General features: G+C 45.4%; 17 protein-coding genes. 11 read left to right on the plus strand and 6 right to left on the minus strand.

Annotated features, from left to right (window positions below; genetic code table 11):
• Window positions 1–32: 32 nt before the first annotated feature.
• The 4 genes from VL525_RS13645 to tsaA all read left to right on the plus strand — a co-directional run bounded on the left by VL525_RS13645 (window position 33) and on the right by tsaA (window position 3,267).
• Complete coding sequence (locus tag VL525_RS13645; protein ID WP_325387496.1) at window positions 33–656, plus strand: thiamine phosphate synthase; 624 nt, start codon at window positions 33–35, stop codon at window positions 654–656.
• 88 nt (window positions 657–744) lie between these two features.
• Window positions 745–1,314, plus strand: coding sequence for a thiamine diphosphokinase (locus VL525_RS13650; RefSeq protein WP_325387498.1), 570 nt, complete (start codon window positions 745–747; stop codon window positions 1,312–1,314).
• A gap of 271 nt (window positions 1,315–1,585) precedes the next feature.
• Window positions 1,586–2,740: a DUF6515 family protein gene (locus tag VL525_RS13655; protein WP_325387500.1), complete on the plus strand. Its 1,155-nt coding sequence runs from the start codon at window positions 1,586–1,588 to the stop codon at window positions 2,738–2,740.
• Between the two features lie 116 nt (window positions 2,741–2,856).
• Window positions 2,857–3,267: a tRNA (N6-threonylcarbamoyladenosine(37)-N6)-methyltransferase TrmO gene (gene tsaA, locus VL525_RS13660; RefSeq protein WP_325387502.1), complete on the plus strand. Its 411-nt coding sequence runs from the start codon at window positions 2,857–2,859 to the stop codon at window positions 3,265–3,267.
• 224 nt (window positions 3,268–3,491) lie between these two features.
• Here the strand turns inward: tsaA and VL525_RS13665 are convergent, their stop codons facing one another.
• The gene (locus tag VL525_RS13665; RefSeq protein ID WP_325387504.1) at window positions 3,492–4,328 is read right to left on the minus strand and encodes a DUF1080 domain-containing protein; all 837 of its coding nucleotides are present in this window, start codon (window positions 4,326–4,328) and stop codon (window positions 3,492–3,494) included.
• A gap of 183 nt (window positions 4,329–4,511) precedes the next feature.
• On the opposite strand from VL525_RS13665, the gene VL525_RS13670 reads away from it, so the two are divergent.
• Together VL525_RS13670 and VL525_RS13675 are read left to right on the plus strand one after the other, a co-directional pair.
• On the plus strand, window positions 4,512–5,330 hold the full coding sequence (locus tag VL525_RS13670; protein ID WP_325387506.1) for an SDR family NAD(P)-dependent oxidoreductase: 819 nt from the start codon (window positions 4,512–4,514) through the stop codon (window positions 5,328–5,330).
• A 79-nt stretch (window positions 5,331–5,409) separates the two neighbouring features.
• On the plus strand, window positions 5,410–6,300 hold the full coding sequence (locus VL525_RS13675) for an AraC family transcriptional regulator (protein WP_325387508.1): 891 nt from the start codon (window positions 5,410–5,412) through the stop codon (window positions 6,298–6,300).
• Window positions 6,301–6,693: 393 nt separating this feature from the next.
• Here the strand turns inward: VL525_RS13675 and VL525_RS13680 are convergent, their stop codons facing one another.
• Together VL525_RS13680 and VL525_RS13685 are read right to left on the minus strand one after the other, a co-directional pair.
• Window positions 6,694–7,317, minus strand: coding sequence for a response regulator transcription factor (locus VL525_RS13680; protein WP_325387510.1), 624 nt, complete (start codon window positions 7,315–7,317; stop codon window positions 6,694–6,696).
• Between the two features lie 153 nt (window positions 7,318–7,470).
• Window positions 7,471–8,310, minus strand: a complete 840-nt coding sequence (locus VL525_RS13685) for a universal stress protein (protein ID WP_325387512.1) — start codon at window positions 8,308–8,310, stop codon at window positions 7,471–7,473.
• 232 nt (window positions 8,311–8,542) lie between these two features.
• On the opposite strand from VL525_RS13685, the gene VL525_RS13690 reads away from it, so the two are divergent.
• The gene (locus VL525_RS13690; protein ID WP_325387514.1) at window positions 8,543–9,226 is read left to right on the plus strand and encodes a GNAT family N-acetyltransferase; all 684 of its coding nucleotides are present in this window, start codon (window positions 8,543–8,545) and stop codon (window positions 9,224–9,226) included.
• A 21-nt stretch (window positions 9,227–9,247) separates the two neighbouring features.
• Here VL525_RS13690 and VL525_RS13695 read toward each other — a convergent pair whose 3' ends face one another.
• Window positions 9,248–9,892, minus strand: coding sequence for a hypothetical protein (locus VL525_RS13695; protein WP_325387517.1), 645 nt, complete (start codon window positions 9,890–9,892; stop codon window positions 9,248–9,250).
• Window positions 9,893–10,011: 119 nt separating this feature from the next.
• On the minus strand, window positions 10,012–10,785 hold the full coding sequence (gene xth / locus VL525_RS13700) for an exodeoxyribonuclease III (RefSeq protein ID WP_325387519.1): 774 nt from the start codon (window positions 10,783–10,785) through the stop codon (window positions 10,012–10,014).
• 100 nt (window positions 10,786–10,885) lie between these two features.
• Between xth and VL525_RS13705 the strand changes: the two genes are divergently transcribed.
• From VL525_RS13705 to VL525_RS13715, 3 genes are all read left to right on the plus strand, one after another.
• Complete coding sequence (locus tag VL525_RS13705) at window positions 10,886–12,673, plus strand: glycoside hydrolase family 2 protein (RefSeq protein WP_325387521.1); 1,788 nt, start codon at window positions 10,886–10,888, stop codon at window positions 12,671–12,673.
• Between the two features lie 267 nt (window positions 12,674–12,940).
• The gene (locus VL525_RS13710; RefSeq protein WP_325387523.1) at window positions 12,941–13,540 is read left to right on the plus strand and encodes a hypothetical protein; all 600 of its coding nucleotides are present in this window, start codon (window positions 12,941–12,943) and stop codon (window positions 13,538–13,540) included.
• Between the two features lie 197 nt (window positions 13,541–13,737).
• A complete protein-coding gene (locus VL525_RS13715; RefSeq protein ID WP_325387525.1) occupies window positions 13,738–14,364 on the plus strand; it encodes a hypothetical protein in 627 nt (208 codons plus the stop codon).
• 20 nt (window positions 14,365–14,384) lie between these two features.
• On the opposite strand, the gene VL525_RS13720 is transcribed toward VL525_RS13715, so the two are convergent.
• Window positions 14,385–14,909, minus strand: a complete 525-nt coding sequence (locus VL525_RS13720) for a DinB family protein (RefSeq protein WP_325387527.1) — start codon at window positions 14,907–14,909, stop codon at window positions 14,385–14,387.
• A gap of 191 nt (window positions 14,910–15,100) precedes the next feature.
• Between VL525_RS13720 and VL525_RS13725 the strand changes: the two genes are divergently transcribed.
• Entirely contained in the window at window positions 15,101–16,726 is a 1,626-nt protein-coding gene (locus VL525_RS13725) for a DUF5597 domain-containing protein (RefSeq protein ID WP_325387529.1), read from the plus strand.
• The last annotated feature ends 96 nt before the right edge of the window (window positions 16,727–16,822 follow it).

Raw genomic sequence — 16,822 nt, forward strand, 5'->3', positions numbered from 1 at the left:
AAATGACATACTTGAAATATATCTACTACAACATGAAGAAATACATCTCCAAATTCCATTACCTGACGCAGGACCTGCCTAATCGAAGCCACGCCGACCAGGCGCACATTGCCTGCGGCGCAGGGGCAAATTGGATACAATACCGGTGCCTGACTAAGACAGACGATGAGCTGATAGCGGAAATAAATGAAATAGCCGCCATTTGCGACGACTGGGGTGTGACGTTAATATTGGCCAATCATTACCACCTGCTTGATCGTGTGGATGCACAGGGGGTACATATCGAGGATTTTGATGCCGACCTGGCGGCTGTCAGGAAACATATCGGCGATGATAAAACTCTTGGTACATCGGCCACTAATATCGAAAGCCTGCTGCGTGTGCAAGCGACCGGCGTAGTCGACTACTGCGGTTACGGCCCTTTTGCCCATACGGATACCAAACCAAATAACAAGCCATTATTGGGTTTCCAGGGCTACCGGGAATTGCAAAAGCACCCTGTTGAGATGCCGGTTATTGCCGTAGGCGGAGTGCAGCTTATTGATGTTGATCCGCTATTGGAAACAGGCGTATATGGTATTGCAGTATCGGCAGCCGTCAACCTGGCTCCAAACCCTGCAACTGCATTGCGTGAGTTTTATAAGAAGATATATTGATTTCCAACCGGTTAATTATTAATACCAAACTATTTACTTAATTTTCGGTTGCTAATCACTGGTTAACTAATCTCTGATCACTAACCCAATGTCTTCGCACCACATTGTACGCGAAAAACAGGAGCCCGCCCTGCTGGTGCTGGGCCTTAATAACTTTTTGCCCGAATTACTGGGGCAATTGCTGGAATGGAGCCCCACGGTTATAGCAACTCAATATACCGCACCGTTGCTGCACGAAAACGGCATCAAAATAGATTGGATCATCGCGGCAAAAAGCTATAAACCTATGCAGCGGGATGTTAAAGTAATGCCCGCCGGAACTGATACCCTGGCCGAAGCTGCACTTAAATACCTTGTTACCAATGGCTATCCCGCTGTTAATATCATTACAGACGATCTTCAACTAAAAGATTACCTGTTTTTTACTGATAAAATAAACCTGGTTATATTCCACAATAACTGCAAAATATACCCGGTAAACTCCGGGTTCAGCAAATGGAAGCCCGCGGGCGAATTTATTGAAGTACTCACCCACCCGCATGAACTGCATGTAAATGGCCTCGAACCGATAGGTAATCATCGGTTTAAAACCACGCATGATGGTTTTTTCAGTCTCAAATTCGGCCACGCGACGCTCTTTATTGCCGAACAGTTATAAGCACAAAAACAGCCTTTTACGTCAGTATTCCCGGTTAAACCATTAGCACTAATTAGGGGTCTATTTGTTGTATGCGGCCGAATGGTTATATTTACATTTGCAAAAAGACACTTTTAAGATCAATTATTCGTAAACCTGTCAGTATCACGTAAATTAGCCGGCCACATAATTGATAAAATAATTTAATGTTGTATTAAACCGTTTAGTTGTTTTTTAGTCTAATAATATACGATGGTGTTAAAAGCACTATAACCTTATAAAAATATTCAGCATGAAAAGTCAATATAAATATTTATCAGCCATTGCGCTAAGCGGCTTATTGGGCCTGTTCTTAGCCTTGCCCGCATCCGCACAGCGGGGTGCCGGCGGCGGTGGCTCCCATTCTTCCCCGTCCTCATCGGGCGGTGGTGGTGGCGGTGGTGGGTCGCACTCCGCGCCGTCAAGCAGCGGCAGTAGCTTCCGCCCGTCTACCAGCAGCACAGGTAACAGCGGCGGTTCATACCGTCCATCCGTTGGAACAGCGAATAGTTACAGGCCTTCAGGCAGTAATTCAAGCGGGTATCGCCCTTCTGTAAACAACGGAGGATATCGCCCGTCTGTAAGCAGCCCGACAGCAAACAGGTATAACCCGTCTATTAGTAATCCCCGTGTGGCTATTGCGCCTCAGCGTGTTAACAGCCAGGGTATCAGGCCGGCTAACCGTATCGGTGTAACTTCGGCAGGCGCCGGCTCTATAGGTTACCGTGGTTATGTAGCTCCGGGTACAGGCAGCGTTGTAGGCACCCGCGGTTATGTGGGCCAGGGGGGCAGATCGGCAGTGGGCGCTGGTGGCCGTGGAATTTATTCTTCAGGTTACTGGGGTACACACCATTATTATCATTATTACCACGGATATTATGGCACCTATTATGCACCCCGTTTGGGCTTTAGTATAGGGTTTTTACCTTACGGATATTATTCGTTCTACTACGATGACTATCCTTACTACTACAGCAATGGTTTGTTTTACAGCTATGACAATAACGAGTACACGGTTGTTGAACCTCCCGTTGGCGCAGAAGTAAACGAATTGCCATCAAACGCGCAGTCTATCGTGATCAATGGCGAGCAATACTACGAAGCAAATGGCGTTTATTACGAGCCGATAACCAAGGACGACGGTACTGTTAGTTACCAGGTTGCCGGTAAGGACGGCGAATTGAATACCAACGACCAGGTTGACGGTGCAGATGCTCAGCAGCAGTTGCCACAGGTGGGTGATATTGTAGAAACCCTGCCACCGGACTGCAAAACGATCAAGATCAACGGTGAGAAATTTTATGTTTCGCCGGACGGATATTACTACCAGGAAACGCTGGATGCAAACAAGCACAAAGTGTACAAAATTGTCGGCACGCCCTCGGACGAACCGGACGACCAGCAATAAGTTGCATCATTTCATAGAAAATTAAAAAAGGGCGTCTTTACATCAGGTAAAGACGCCTTTCTTTTTTATGATGAGAAAATGATACGCCGCTTGCCTGCTCCTTTTATTTTTACTTTATGGAATCAACTATAAAATTCATCGGCAAGATCCATTCCCCGTTAAAAAGCCTGGACGATTGCCCGCGACAGGAGGACGAAGGCGCGCCCGCCGCTACTATTGAGATATTCGCTGAGTATTTAGAGGGCATACAAAACATTGCGCCCGGTACCGATCTACTGCTGCTTACGTGGCTGGATAAGGCCGACAGGACTGTACTGAAATTACGGCCCCGCAACGATCCCAATGCCCCGCTAACCGGCGTATTTTCCACCCGTTCGCCTGACAGGCCAAACCCTATCGGTATTCACACAGTAAAAGTAGTATCGGTATCAGCGGATGGCACGATAGAAATTTGTGGTATCGAGGTACTCGACCAGACACCTGTTGTAGATATTAAACACATCTGGAAGTATAAAGTATCGGAATAATATAGATTAAAAGAACGGGCTTAGTATCATTTGCCAGGTAAAGCCTTCCAAAGATTAAAAAGCAGGCAAAAAGGTGTTCACGAAAATGTTAAAAACGGGGCACTTTTTGGTGTATTCGGTTTTTGCATGAACTGATTATCAGCAATTTAAACGATATGTCTGTTTGGCAAGCAGCGGTTGGGTGAACACTTAGTGTACCGTTACCGGGAACAAAAAAATTGTAACTAAAGCGCCGGCAGTTTATTAATAGATTGTATCCTGATCTGCCTGTAGAACAATTCGGCCCCTTCGGATTGTAATTGTATTTTGCCCTTGGTAAGTGGCAGTTCCTGCCCACTGTCCATCTGCCGGTTATGGTACAGTACCATCATCAGCTTACCATTAACAAAATGCATGCTGGTATCGCCATGACAGTACAGGTCGAGTGTGTTCCACTGCCCTGATGGCTTTTCGGCATCTCCCTGTTTAATACAATGCCTGCCTTGTGCGCTTTGCTGGCTGAAGGTGTACATCGCGCCAAGTTTGTCATAAATGTATTCAGTTTCCGATTTCTTTACTGCCGGGATATCGGCCATACCGCCTGCGCAACCCCAATAGTCGCCTGTGTTGCCTTCTTCCACCTGGAACTCCTGCGCACGCATCCAGGCGCCATAGTCGGCCCCGTATTTACCAACTGAGTGATAAAGCAGGCCGCTATCCTTCTTCTTTCCCTTCTTTTGTCCCCAGCTAAGCGCACCCCATTTAAACTGCAGCTGCAAATGATAGTTCTCATACTCCTTATGGCTGATGATGGCCCCCCAGCCTTCGCCGGAAATACGGATCACATTTTCGCCATCTTCTTTCACTACGCTGAAAACCTGCTTTGGGTCATTATTTAAACCTACAGGCTGGTTGGTAAGGGGTTTGCCCGCATCATCCAGTGGCGGCCCCAGGTAAGTATCCCACCCACTAAGGTCTTTTCCGTTGAAAAGTGTTTTCCATTGATCTTTTTTAACGGTAGTGGTAAACGCCAGCGCGATGGCGCAAAACAATACGGCGAAAGCCAATCCTGTTTTTTTCATAACAGATGATTTTAACATATAACTAAGATAGGACTTATCCGGAACTCCTGTGTGTAACAATGCTATTCAGCACCTTTTACCTGTAGTTTAACGCTTGTTCCGCAAAATGTATCAGTAGTTGCCGCTTTTGTATAAATGCCGCGGATTACCCCATTATACCTTTGTCTTATAATTTAAACGACAATGAAAAAGACAATATTCATCACAGGCGCTTCGCGCGGATTTGGTAAGATTTGGGCCGAAGCATTTTTAAAACAAGGTTACCGGGTAGCTGCAACAGCAAGGGATATCAATTCACTAACCGACCTCGTAAGTAAATATGGCGAAGCTGTACTCCCCATACAACTGGACGTGAATGACAGGGCAGCTGACTTTGCAGCAGTGAAGAAAGCCGCAGAACATTTCGGAAGTATCGATGTGCTGATCAACAATGCAGGATACGGGCTGTTCGGTACCATTGAGGAAACCAGCGAGAAGGAAGCAAGGGCGCAGATAGAGACCAACGTATTCGGTTTGCTATGGATAACCCAGGCCGTATTGCCGATAATGCGCAAACAGGGACATGGGCATATCATACAGGTATCAAGTGTGTTGGGATTGACTACACTGCCGGTGTTAGGTATTTATAACGCTTCAAAATTTGCGGTCGAAGGCCTGACAGAAACTTTGGCTGCTGAAGTAAAGGATTTTGGCATCAAACTCAGCCTGGTTGAGCCAAATGGTTTTGCTACGGATTGGGCTGGGGCCTCGGCATTTCAAACACAACAGATGGAAGAATATGCACCCGTACGTGCAGCTTTCCAGGCGGGCATTACAGATGACGCCTTCGGTATTCCTGAAGCTACTGTTGACGCTATATTGAAATTGGTTGACAGTGCCAATCCGCCTTCAAGGTTGTTCCTGGGTAAAGTTGCGCTGCCCTGGGTGAAACAAGCTTATACAGACCGGCTGGCAACCTGGGAGGAATGGAACGATGTTGCTGTTGCTGCCCACGGTAAATAATTTGGGTGACAATTATTATTGAAATCAAATGACTGAATCTACGCCCGCAGCGGCGTAGATTTATCCTTATTTACCAACTATGAAACATTATAAAAGTTTAAGCGAAATGAGCCGCGACAACGGTTTCGCACCGCCCGAAAACCCTTTGCTTGGCCTGGTGCGCTGTAACAATAATTGCGCACTTGGCAACAGGGCATTCACAACAGATTTTTATATGATCGGGTTCAAGAAGATAAAGTCGGGCGAGTTTTTGTATGGCCGGACCCGTTACGATCATGATGCCGGGTCTATGTCGTTCGTAAAACCGAGGCAGGTTATCGAATTCAAAAACCTGGAGTTGGAAGAAGACGGGTTTCTTATCTTTTTTCACGAAGATTTTTTGAACGGACACCCGTTATTTGACGGCATAAAAAAGTACAGCTTTTTCGATTACGACGTGAACGAGGCGCTGCACCTGTCGCCGGCGGAAGAAAAAACCATTTGGGAGCTTTACGACAAAATAAAAATCGAATATTATAATAACCAGGACGAGTACAGCCGCGAAATAGAGCTTGGCCACATCGATTCGATCCTGAGATATGCCCAACGTTTTTACAAACGCCAGTTCATAAACCGGCACGAAGCAATTGGCGCCACAGTATCCCGGTTCAACCATGTGCTGCTGGCTTATGCCGAGAAGAATTTGCTGCAGGAAAAAGGATTGCCGTCTGTTAAGTATATGGCCGGTGAACTTAATCTTTCACCACATTATTTGAGCGACCTGTTAAAACAGGAAACCGGAAAGACAGCGATCGAACTCATCCATATTTATCTCGTATCCGAGGCGAAAAATCTTCTTAAGGGCTCTGATAATAACATCGCCGAAACAGCCTATGCGCTCGGATTTGAGAACCTGCCTTACTTCTCCCGTTTGTTTAAAAAACAAGTGGGCGTAAGCCCAAACCAGTTTAAAAAGCAGTTAATGAATTAATTAACCAAGTCCGGTATTAGGGGCATCCCGTGTTCAATATACCTCATTTTAGGTACTAACCAGGCGTATCTGCCCTGCGTAAAAGAACCCATAAAATGATTCAATATGTTTAATATTCCCCGGGCCGATGTTTTGAGATGGAGTGAGAGAAAAAAGCATTCCCGGGGAATTTCCTTAAGATCCCTAATTACTAATATATACCCCGGTGCCGTGTTTGGTGCTGATGGAAGTGTGAAAAAGAACACGCCCGGGGTTTTTTCCTTACGATCCCTAATTACGAATATATATCCCGGTGCCGCGTTCAGTGCAGACAGGCAAGTGAAGAGAAACACGGCCCGGGAATTTTCTTTTGTTCCATGCCGCGTTACCCGTCGCATACGCTAAGTGCATTTCCTACGATTTCATCAGGTACGCTATCAATTCGGCTTTAGAATTAATATTCAGCTTTTTGTAAATGTGTTTCAAATGCTGGTTCACCGTGAAGAAAGCAATGTTCATGGTTGCCGCTATCATTTTGTTCGACATTCCGGTTATCACCAGGTTGCAAAGGTCCAGTTCCCTTTTGGTAAGGCCGTGGTCCCGGCCTGGCGTGGATTGCTGTGTTTTCAGTTCGATTAAATAATTGACGATCGCCGGCGAGAGCGGTGTTCCGCCCTGGTATGTTTTCTCCAGGGCATCTTTAATAAATTCCATACTGCTCGATTTTAGCAGGAATCCCTGCGCACCGTTTTTCAGCGCTGTTTGTGCAGTTTCAGGATCATCCATCCCGGAGAGCACAACGATGCGGGCATACGGAAATAACTGTTTTATTTTGTGGATGAACTGCAAGCTGTTGCCAGAGGGCAGACCGAGGTCGAGCAGGATAATATCAGGTGATGACAGGTTTTTGCCCTGGTAAAGGTTTTTCCAATCGGGCAGTGAGAATACGATCTCGAAACCATCACACTTGGCGAAGAATTTTTCATAAATGTCCCTCAGGTATAAACTGTCTTCAATTATTCCGAGTTTGATGAGCATAGGTAAGGGTGTTTTTCAATATTTCGCAGGCGGGGAAGGCCAAGTTAGAAAAAAACGAAATAGGATAAAAGAGTGAAAACACCCAATTTTCGACACAAAAAGTGCCGGCTAATTCACCTCTGTAAATATGCCAGCGGGAAACATCGGCAGATATTATTTATAATGGGCGATGAATAAAGGCATTTCAACCTCTTTCATCAAAATGTCCGCCATGCTTGTTTTAAACCATCGCGACACCGAGCCCCGTTTGTATGCACCCAAAACTATCAGGGTATTTTGTGGTATTTGCTTCAGATAATTTACAATTTCCTGCTCGGGGTTGCCTTTTAGCAAAGTGTACGTAGCGCCGGGGTAATGGCAGTCGATAAATTCCTTTATCAGCGGTCCTTCCGGCAGTTCTTCTTTATTTCCAGGATCACTAACGGATATAATTTCCGTTTCGATGTTTCTCATCCATGGCATCATATAGTTAAACATTTTTATCGCAAATACCGAGGAGGGTTTACCATCGTATAATAACACGACCTTTTCTGTCTCCTTATATTCGCCCGGAACAACCATTACCGGGCATTGTGTGCCTTCCAGCAGATCAGCGACGAACCGGGTAGGACGTGCCTCCGCCAGGTTGCTGAATGTCTCTGCCTTACTGATCAATGCCAAATCGCTGTAAACGCTTTCTTTAACTATCTCGTTGACGGCAAAATTCTCATCCCGGTGTATAGCGTAGTTAAGCCTTGCGTTTTTGCAGGCATCTTCAAAATGTTGTACGTATTTACGACGGATTTCGTTATCCTCCGCAAGCAGGTGCTTCAATTTAACCGGCGATATTCCATGACTACCGATCATATCGCCCATATGGAAACTATGGTAGTGGAACGGCTCCAGGAACACCCCTGAAAGCAAAGCTTTACTGGCTTCAGCTAATTGAATAGCATATTGCAATGTTCCTTCCGAGAACCTTAACCCGTCAAATACGGCGCTTATTTTTTTCATAACCGTGCGTTTTTAATTTCAACTTCATTTTTTAATATAAGCCAGATACTTGGTCATAATAAATTTCCGGCAATAAAACCTGATTTGTGGTGATGGGCGTCAATGCAATAAATGACTATCGTCATCAAATCGCTCTGTAACCGGAGTATTTTGTGTATCCCTATTGTCAAATGACATACAGCTATAATGTTTTATTACGATTAAGTATCGCTTTTTTTAAGTTTGACCCGTGATGAAACACATTTTAGATAATCCGGCCTGGAACGCTATGGCATCGGCTAACATGCATTTGACGGGCGGTAATGATTCGGCACGGTATTTTGATAAGGAGGTTTCGCCTTTTGCCGCATTAAAGGAGAATTCCCCGGAAAATTTCCGGCTGCTCTATGATCTGCTGCCGCACGATACCATCCTGTTTGTTACTCCTGTGGAAATGGAATTCCCTTGCCAATGGAAGGCTGTTGCTTACGTCCACGGCTTGCAAATGGTGCATGACGGTTCAACGATACCCGGTGATATTGTGATGGATATTGTTCCTTTAACCAGCGCCTATGTTCCCCAGATGCTGGAACTTACCAAACTGACCAATCCCGGGCCGTTTGTAGCGCGAACCATCGATTTTGGCCATTATCATGGTATATTTGAGGGCGAGAAGCTGGTTGCCATGACCGGGCAACGACTTAACCCACCAGGTTATGCCGAAATAAGCGCCGTTTGCACCCACCCCGATCATACCGGGAAAGGCTATGCCCGGCAGTTAATGATGCAACAAATGCAGCGCATCCGTGAGGTGGGTGAGACACCGTTTTTACATGTCCGTTATGATAATCACCGCGCTATAAAAGTTTATGAGAGCCTGGGTTTTGCAACGCGAAGGGAAGTGCATTTTTATGTGCTGAAGAAAGTCGCGGAATAATAATGGCCGGCAATCAAGAAATTAGTTAATCACTACCAGCCCGTTTAAAAATGTTTCCAGATCTTTCCTGGCACCAGGATAAAGGGCTTCTGTTGTAAAGCTTAGTAGTTGAGTCGTTCCTCTTTTATTTGAATAATAATACCCTATATATTTAAACTTGATACCTTGTATGGTTCCTGACATTTCCATGCAAAGTATCTTTTTGTTGTTGACCATCCTATATTCCTCTGATGTAATTTTCGCGTCCACCGCTGCTTTCTGCGCATTGATGAGCGCAATATTTCGCATACTTTCCAACTCAACCGGGGTCTTTTCGGTCTCAAGCATAGCCATGCCGTTTCCCGATTTCAAGGTAAATCGATATTCAGGATTCACCTCGTTATCTCGGTGTGTGGCAAAGGTCCATTTATTGGGGTCAAGGTATATGCCCATATTCACTGTGGTGCTTTTTACAAGAAAAGAAGCCCCCGGCGATTTTGAAAACTTTAGTGAGTTAATAGGTATTGAATCGGAACGATCACTATTGTTAACCAAACTATCCGAATATTTCCATGTGCCATTGTCATATAAAATAACTTGCTTACCGGTTTCAGTTAACGCGCTAATTTGTGCTTCTGAAAAATTAAAACTTATCAAAAGCAAAAAGAGCAAAAAGAGTTTATTCATGATATTTTGTGTGAAGGTTTGTGATATGGGTCAAAGCATTACTAATATAATGATTATTTTTTTTGAATAATAAAAAAACTGCTTAAATTAAAAAGGACCTTGCCGTTTAAGCATTCCGATTAATCGCCCAACTCCATCCATACCGGCGCATGGTCGCTGGTCTTTTCCCAGCCACGCACATGGCGGTCAACACCGGCGGCTTTTAAGCGGCTCTCCAGTTGAGGGTTAAGCAGGAAGTGATCGATACGCAAACCGGCATCTCTCCCAAACGCATTCCTGAAAAAATCGTAATAGGTATATATGCGCTCGTTGGGATGCAGCTTTCGTAGGGCGTCTGTCCATCCCTGTTTAAGCAGGGTTTGAAAAGCTTCCCTGGTCTCGGGCCTGAAGAGCGCGTCGTTTACCCAGTTCTCAGGTTTGTAAACATCCTGTTCGGTTGGTATCACGTTGTAATCCCCGGTTAATACTACCGGCATCCCCGACGACAGTAGTTCTGCAGCATGGGTTATCAGCCGGTCCATCCAGCTAAGTTTATAATCAAATTTTGGCCCCGGGGCAGGGTTACCATTTGGCAGATACAGGCAGCCAACGACGATTCCATCCACTTCCGCCTCAATATACCGGCTATGCTCGTCAACGGGATCACCGGGCAGCACCCGGCGCCGTTCGGAGAGATTGCCCCCGCGCGATAAAATTGCCACGCCATTCCAGGCTTTTTGTCCATGCCAAATTGCGCTATAACCGGCATCATTAATAGCTTGTTCAGGAAAATTTTCCTGTACGGCTTTCAATTCCTGCAGGCAAACTACGTCTGGTTTTGTTTCATCGAGCCAGCGCAATAAAACCGGCAACCGGGCATTTACACTGTTCACGTTGTAGGTGGCTATTTTCATAGGAATTAACTTTTAGAACTACTAAATTAGAAATAAATGATCATAACCATAAGTCACGTACATCGATGTTTTCTTAAATTACCGTTAATTTAACCAAACTATGAGATACAGGTATTTCCTTTTCGCACTCCTATTGCTGTCGTTTTTTGTAACCCATGCCCAAACCGCCATGATAAATGCCTATGGCCGGAATGCCACATTGCTGAACGGCAAATGGGAAACCATTATTGATCCGTTTGACGTGGGGATCGGTTGGCGGGCTATTTATAAAGACGCCACTCCTAAAGGGAAAACCGATTTTATCGAATATTCTTTCGGCTCGGACAATACGCTGAATGTTCCTGGCGATTTTAATTCGCAATTGCCCGAACTTACCTATTTTGAAAGCTCGGTGTGGTATAAAAAGACCTTTGATTGTCCCACCGCGAAAAATGAACGGTTCTTTATTCATTTCGGCGCGGTTAATTATATCGCCGATGTATACTTCAACGGCAAAAAACTGGGGCATCACGAGGGTGGGTTTACCCCTTTCCAGTTCGAGGTAACTAACCTTGTCAAAGAAAAAGGCAACTCACTCATCGTTCGGGCAAACAGCGCGCGTGTTAAAAATGGTATCCCCGGTTCGCTGTTCGATTGGTTCAACTACGGCGGTATCACCCGCGATGTACAGCTTATAAAAACCAGGCAGGTGTTTGTTGAAGACTACAAAATTCAGCTCGACCCGCAAGACGATGGAAGGATAAAGGGTTATGTAAAGCTTGATACTGCCCTCGCAGGAAAAGTGATCACCTTGAGTATTCCTGAATTGAGGGTGAATAAAAAACTTGTGACGGATGAAAAAGGCAATGCCGTTATCGATCTGAAAAAAGACATCCGGCTATGGACGCCTGAAGAGCCTAAGCTGTATCATGTCAGCCTTGGTGTTGAAGGCGATACCGTGAGCGACCGGATCGGTTTCCGAAGCATCAGGGTGGATGGAACAAAAATACTACTGAATGGAAAGCCTGTATTTTTGCGGGGAGTAAATATCCACGAGGAGATACCGCAACGCAGGGCCAGGGCATGGTCGGAGTCGGACGCCAAAATGCTGATCGACTGGGCAAAGGAGCTTGGCTGTAACTTTGTTAGGCTGGTGCATTACCCGCATAACGAATACACCATTAAATATGCTGAAGAGAAAGGAATAATGGTATGGGAGGAAGTGCCGGTTTACCAGGGCATCGACTTTGCCGATACAACGGTAGAAGGCAAGGCTGAATTGATGCTGAAAGAGGTTATCAAACGGGATAAGAACCGCTGCAATGTTATTTTGTGGAGCATCGCCAATGAAACCAGCCCATCCAAAGAGCGGGACCAAACCCTGGTAACGCTGGCTAAAGAAGTTAAAGGCCTGGATCCCGGACGCCTTGTTACCGCTGCGTTTAACAATGTGAACAGGCAAGGCGATAAAATGATATTGAAAGATACCGTAATGAAATATGTAGATGTAATAGGCGTGAACGAATACATGGGCTGGTACACCGACTGGCCGGGCGAACCTGAAAAAATGCAATGGGTGTCAGATTTTAACAAGCCAATGATCATATCCGAATTTGGAGGCGAGTCGGTTTACGGCAACAAAGCCGATACTGCCGTAAAAGCCAGCGCCTGGAGTGGGGAATACGTCGCCAACATTTACCGGAGCCAAATAAAAATGTTTGGTAACATACCGTTTTTACAAGGGGTATGCCCCTGGGTGCTGGTCGATTTCCGCTCGCCTTACCGCATGCAATCCACCTATCAGAAAGGCTGGAACCGCAAAGGCCTGTTATCCGACAAGGGCGAAAAGAAAAAAGCATGGTATATTATGAAAGCATATTATGACGGTTTGAAGGACGTATCGCATTAAGCGATCATAATCACTCAAAAAGACCTAAAATGGAACTGTTACCAGCCGTACCTGTAAAAAGGCCGACTATGTGGTTGGCTTTTTTTATGCCGAAATGCCCCGGCATGGGGAAAAATTAACTTTTAACCGTGTTTATATGTTGTTCATTTACAGGAAATTATGCAAATGGCACTAAAATTGTCTTAAACGCTGCGATAACGACTATTGTGATGATGGATTAAAATATAAAGCATGAAATAAAAAACCATTCACAAATTACCCGGACCAATGCGACCATCCATCCTACTGTTAGTAGCCGTAATTTCTTTTGTAGCCTGCCAGAAAGCTGCAAAGGTTTCCCCGCAAAAAATAACATCCCCGGTAACGGCACCCACTTCAAACCCAGTGACTACTGAAATACCCGATACGCTGGTAACCAATGCCGGTGTGAAAATACAAATAGCCAAAGACAGCATTAATACAGACGAAACAATGCTCCTTTTTGACAAAAGTGCAAATCCAGGCTACGACCCAATTGAAGATGCGCGCTATTTTGCCGGCGGCGGTAAAGTAAGCATTGCAAGCATTTGCGCCGATGGCACTGAAATGGCTATAAGCCGCTTGCCATATACCCCCGGCAAGATCATCCCATTGTTTGTAAGCGCAAAAACTGAGGGTAAATACCTGTTGAAGATAAGTTATGAAAAAAGCTTCCCCGCTGACAAAAAGGTTTGGCTTCGCGATACCTATTTAAAAGATAGCCTTGACTTGCGCACGGGCAATTATACATTCGATCTAACCAGGGCCGACACAAACACATTCGGCACCAACCGTTTTCAGTTGCTCATCAAAACGAACAACGGTCAGCAATCAATTAATCTTCATTAAGGAATAATTTTTTTGCTGACCGGGATAGTTTTCCCCAAAATAACTCACCCGCTCACAGTAATTCAGGGAGAGAAATCCCCGCCCGATATGGGGTACGTAATTTAAAAGACATTTTATAAGTATCTAATTATCAGATATTTGTTGTTTTGTGGCACTATAATTGCCTCATGGTATATAAAAACAACAACTATCTGATCATGAAAACAATATTTCTACCTTTAATATTAATTTGCACCCTATGTGCCTGTCAAAAAGAAACGGTTACGCCGGCAAGTGCGCCTGACAAGACGAAAGTAACTTCGACATCATCGTCGACAACGACGTCAACAACAACATCGGTTCCCACACAAAACATATCAAAATCAGGCACTCTTATTACTGCCGCTAATGATACCATTCCTGAAATGGCCGGTTTTAAATTGAAGCTTGTTAAAGACAACACAAATTACGATGAGGTTTTATTCATGTTCAAAAAAGAATCATCGGCGAACTATGACGCCATGGAGGACGGTAAATATTTGGCCGGCAACGGGCAGGTGAGCCTGGCAAGTATATCTGGCGATGGAACAGACCTGGCTACTAATAGTTTACCCTATTCTCCCGGAATGCACGTTGATTTGGACGCCAACGCAAAATCTGATGGTGCATACAAGTTCGACTTAAGTTTTCAGATCAAGATACCATCTGACGTACATATCTGGCTAAAAGACAATTTGCTTAAAGATAGTGTAGATATGCGCATCAGCGATTATAGCTTTAATATATCCAGGGCTGACGCTACCACATTTGGCAGCAAAAGATTTGAGTTGATCATCCAAAGATAACAGTACCTCCGCATACAAGCTTACCTGCCGCCCCTGCTGTCAGATGTAAAACTTTTGTCATCGGCAGTAGGGCCATAAATAGAGGGTATCGCAATGTCATTCAGCCGCATATAAACAGTGAGTTGCCCCCGGTGGTGTACCATGTGGTTGATCGTTGATTCGACCTGTTCCTTCTTGGTAGAACTGAATAATACCTGCCCGTTAGCCTTTAAATAAAAATCATCATCAAGCCCGCCTTCCTGCACGCCCAGTAAGGCCTTTTTTGCTCCCGCTACATTTTGTTTAAAATGATCGGTCAGATCGTTTGTACTTTTTGGTTTATAGTGCTGAAAAGTAGCAAAATCAATTTCAGAATATTTAATGATATGGGTTATCCAGAGCGGTATCTCGGCCACTAACAGGGCCAGGTAGCCAAATTCCATCGATTTTTCGTGAGGCTTCCAGCCTGATAATTCGAGCGGGATGCGTTCGAGACATTTTAAGGTTGAAGGAGCCTCAGCTTCAAGCTCTTTTGCAAATTCGGCAGCAAACAGGGTGTCGTTCATGGCGCTGATATTTAGTTTTTTGAAGAAAACAGGCTCGTAGGTGTTTGGTTTGTTAAATTTAGCAAATGGGGCATGTAAATTTAAATTCCCGGGTTTGTGAACGGAAAGGTTTACATTAATGCTATATTTTTAAACATTAAGATGCGAACCGGATTTTTCGCCAGTCTATTTTTATCGATTATTTATTTCTTATGAAGTATTCTTTCTTACGCCTGTTATTATTCGCAATTATCCCGATAGCCTGGTTTACGCCGGTAGCTGTGTTGGGTCAAACTGATGTACCAATTCCGAAGATCATCAGCAAGAACGGACGTCACGCACTTTTGGTGGATGGGAAACCGTTCTTGATTCTCGGTGGACAGGCCCACAATTCAAGCGCATGGCCGGGCATGATGCCGCAATTATGGAAAGCCGTTACCGAGATGCATGCCAATACACTGGAAGTGCCTGTTTATTGGGAGCAGATCGAGCCGGAACCCGGGCATTTCGATTTCTCAATGATAGACACCCTATTGTCGCAGGCGCGCAGCTATGATGTGCGGCTGGTATTGCTATGGTTTGCAACGTGGAAAAATGGGAGCAATCATTATATGCCCGGCTGGATGAAACTTGATGCGGCAAAATACCCCAATATCACGGGCAAAAATGGGCAGCCGAAAGATTCGCCATCGCCCCATGCGAAATCAACATTGGAGGCCGATATCAATGCTTTTACTTCTGTAATGCAATACCTAAAGCAGGCCGATAAGCCACACACAGTTATCATGGTACAAGTTGAAAATGAAGCAGGGACCTGGGACAGTGTGCGCGATTATTCACCCGTCGCTCAAAAGCTATTTGAAGGTGAAGTTCCGGCTGAACTGTTAAAACCGGCGGTATTGAAAGCGTTGAATGCTCCTGTAGTATCGGGCGGCAGCTGGCAAAAGGTATTTGGCGACAGGGCCGACGAATATTTTCATGCATGGTCGGTTGCTAGCTTCATCGGACAGGTTGCAGCTGCCGGCAAAGCTGTGTACCCTTTGCCAATGTATACGAATGCGGCTTTACGCGACCCGCTTACTAATCCTCCCGCCACCAACTATGAAAGCGGCGGCCCGACAGATAATGTGATCCCGATTTGGAAGGTTGCCGCGCCGGCTTTGGACCTTGTTGCTCCGGACATTTACCTTTCTGGCAGTGAAAGAGTACTAAAAGTTATTGAATTGTATGACCGTGCAGACAACCCGCTTTTTGTGCCCGAGGCAGCCCTGGTCGCCGAAAATGCAAAATATCTTTATGAAGTGATCGCGCAGGGAGGCGTAGGTTTTTCACCATTTGGGATAGATGGTAACCGCCAAAGGTATTCGGCTACGGAAACAGCCGATCGCCTTGCGCCCTATGCGCAGGAATACGCCATGGCTGGGCCGATGATGCGCGAACTGGCACAATGGGCCTTTGACAGGAAGGTCAAAGCGGTAGTCGAACGCGAGGATCACGCTAAACAGACTGTCGATTTAGGCGCCTGGCAGGCCCTGATATCTTTTGGCACTGCCAGCGCAGGCGACATGAAACCAAATTCGAAACCAACGGGCAAAGCAATGATTATTCAATTGGACAATAACAAGTTTGTTGTTACTGGCACGCAGTGCCACATGACCTTCCAGCCTTTGGGTAAAAATTCAGGTAAAGCCTGGCAATATCTAAGGGTAGAAGAGGGGAATTATGCTAACGGCACCTTCAGGCCTTTGCGGATACTTAACGGCGATGAGACGGATTGGGGCGGCCCGAGTTTTGGCGAAGAGCCCTCTGTATTGCAAATAACGCTGGTGACAAGATAAGCCAGTTTCTTGTTGTAACCATCACATTCTGAATAAGCAAAGCCCCGGATCGAAAGATCCGGGGCTTTGCGCTTATATAAAATATTGATGTGTAGC

Source organism: Mucilaginibacter sp. (genome assembly GCF_035492695.1).
GTDB lineage: Bacteria > Bacteroidota > Bacteroidia > Sphingobacteriales > Sphingobacteriaceae > Mucilaginibacter.

What these genes read in the sequence shown, in the direction of transcription:
- VL525_RS13705 (WP_325387521.1), top strand. Translation starts at nt 10,886, where the DNA reads ATGAGATACAGGTATTTCCTTTTCGCACTCCTATTGCTGTCGTTTTTT.
- VL525_RS13725 (WP_325387529.1), top strand. Translation starts at nt 15,101, where the DNA reads ATGAAGTATTCTTTCTTACGCCTGTTATTATTCGCAATTATCCCGATA.
- VL525_RS13670 (WP_325387506.1), top strand. Translation starts at nt 4,512, where the DNA reads ATGAAAAAGACAATATTCATCACAGGCGCTTCGCGCGGATTTGGTAAG.
- tsaA (WP_325387502.1), top strand. Translation starts at nt 2,857, where the DNA reads ATGGAATCAACTATAAAATTCATCGGCAAGATCCATTCCCCGTTAAAA.
- VL525_RS13650 (WP_325387498.1), top strand. Translation starts at nt 745, where the DNA reads ATGTCTTCGCACCACATTGTACGCGAAAAACAGGAGCCCGCCCTGCTG.
- VL525_RS13715 (WP_325387525.1), top strand. Translation starts at nt 13,738, where the DNA reads ATGAAAACAATATTTCTACCTTTAATATTAATTTGCACCCTATGTGCC.
- xth (WP_325387519.1), bottom strand. Translation starts at nt 10,785, where the DNA reads ATGAAAATAGCCACCTACAACGTGAACAGTGTAAATGCCCGGTTGCCG.
- VL525_RS13710 (WP_325387523.1), top strand. Translation starts at nt 12,941, where the DNA reads ATGCGACCATCCATCCTACTGTTAGTAGCCGTAATTTCTTTTGTAGCC.
- VL525_RS13695 (WP_325387517.1), bottom strand. Translation starts at nt 9,892, where the DNA reads ATGAATAAACTCTTTTTGCTCTTTTTGCTTTTGATAAGTTTTAATTTT.
- VL525_RS13685 (WP_325387512.1), bottom strand. Translation starts at nt 8,310, where the DNA reads ATGAAAAAAATAAGCGCCGTATTTGACGGGTTAAGGTTCTCGGAAGGA.
- VL525_RS13675 (WP_325387508.1), top strand. Translation starts at nt 5,410, where the DNA reads ATGAAACATTATAAAAGTTTAAGCGAAATGAGCCGCGACAACGGTTTC.
- VL525_RS13680 (WP_325387510.1), bottom strand. Translation starts at nt 7,317, where the DNA reads ATGCTCATCAAACTCGGAATAATTGAAGACAGTTTATACCTGAGGGAC.
- VL525_RS13720 (WP_325387527.1), bottom strand. Translation starts at nt 14,909, where the DNA reads ATGAACGACACCCTGTTTGCTGCCGAATTTGCAAAAGAGCTTGAAGCT.
- VL525_RS13645 (WP_325387496.1), top strand. Translation starts at nt 33, where the DNA reads ATGAAGAAATACATCTCCAAATTCCATTACCTGACGCAGGACCTGCCT.
- VL525_RS13655 (WP_325387500.1), top strand. Translation starts at nt 1,586, where the DNA reads ATGAAAAGTCAATATAAATATTTATCAGCCATTGCGCTAAGCGGCTTA.
- VL525_RS13690 (WP_325387514.1), top strand. Translation starts at nt 8,543, where the DNA reads ATGAAACACATTTTAGATAATCCGGCCTGGAACGCTATGGCATCGGCT.
- VL525_RS13665 (WP_325387504.1), bottom strand. Translation starts at nt 4,328, where the DNA reads ATGAAAAAAACAGGATTGGCTTTCGCCGTATTGTTTTGCGCCATCGCG.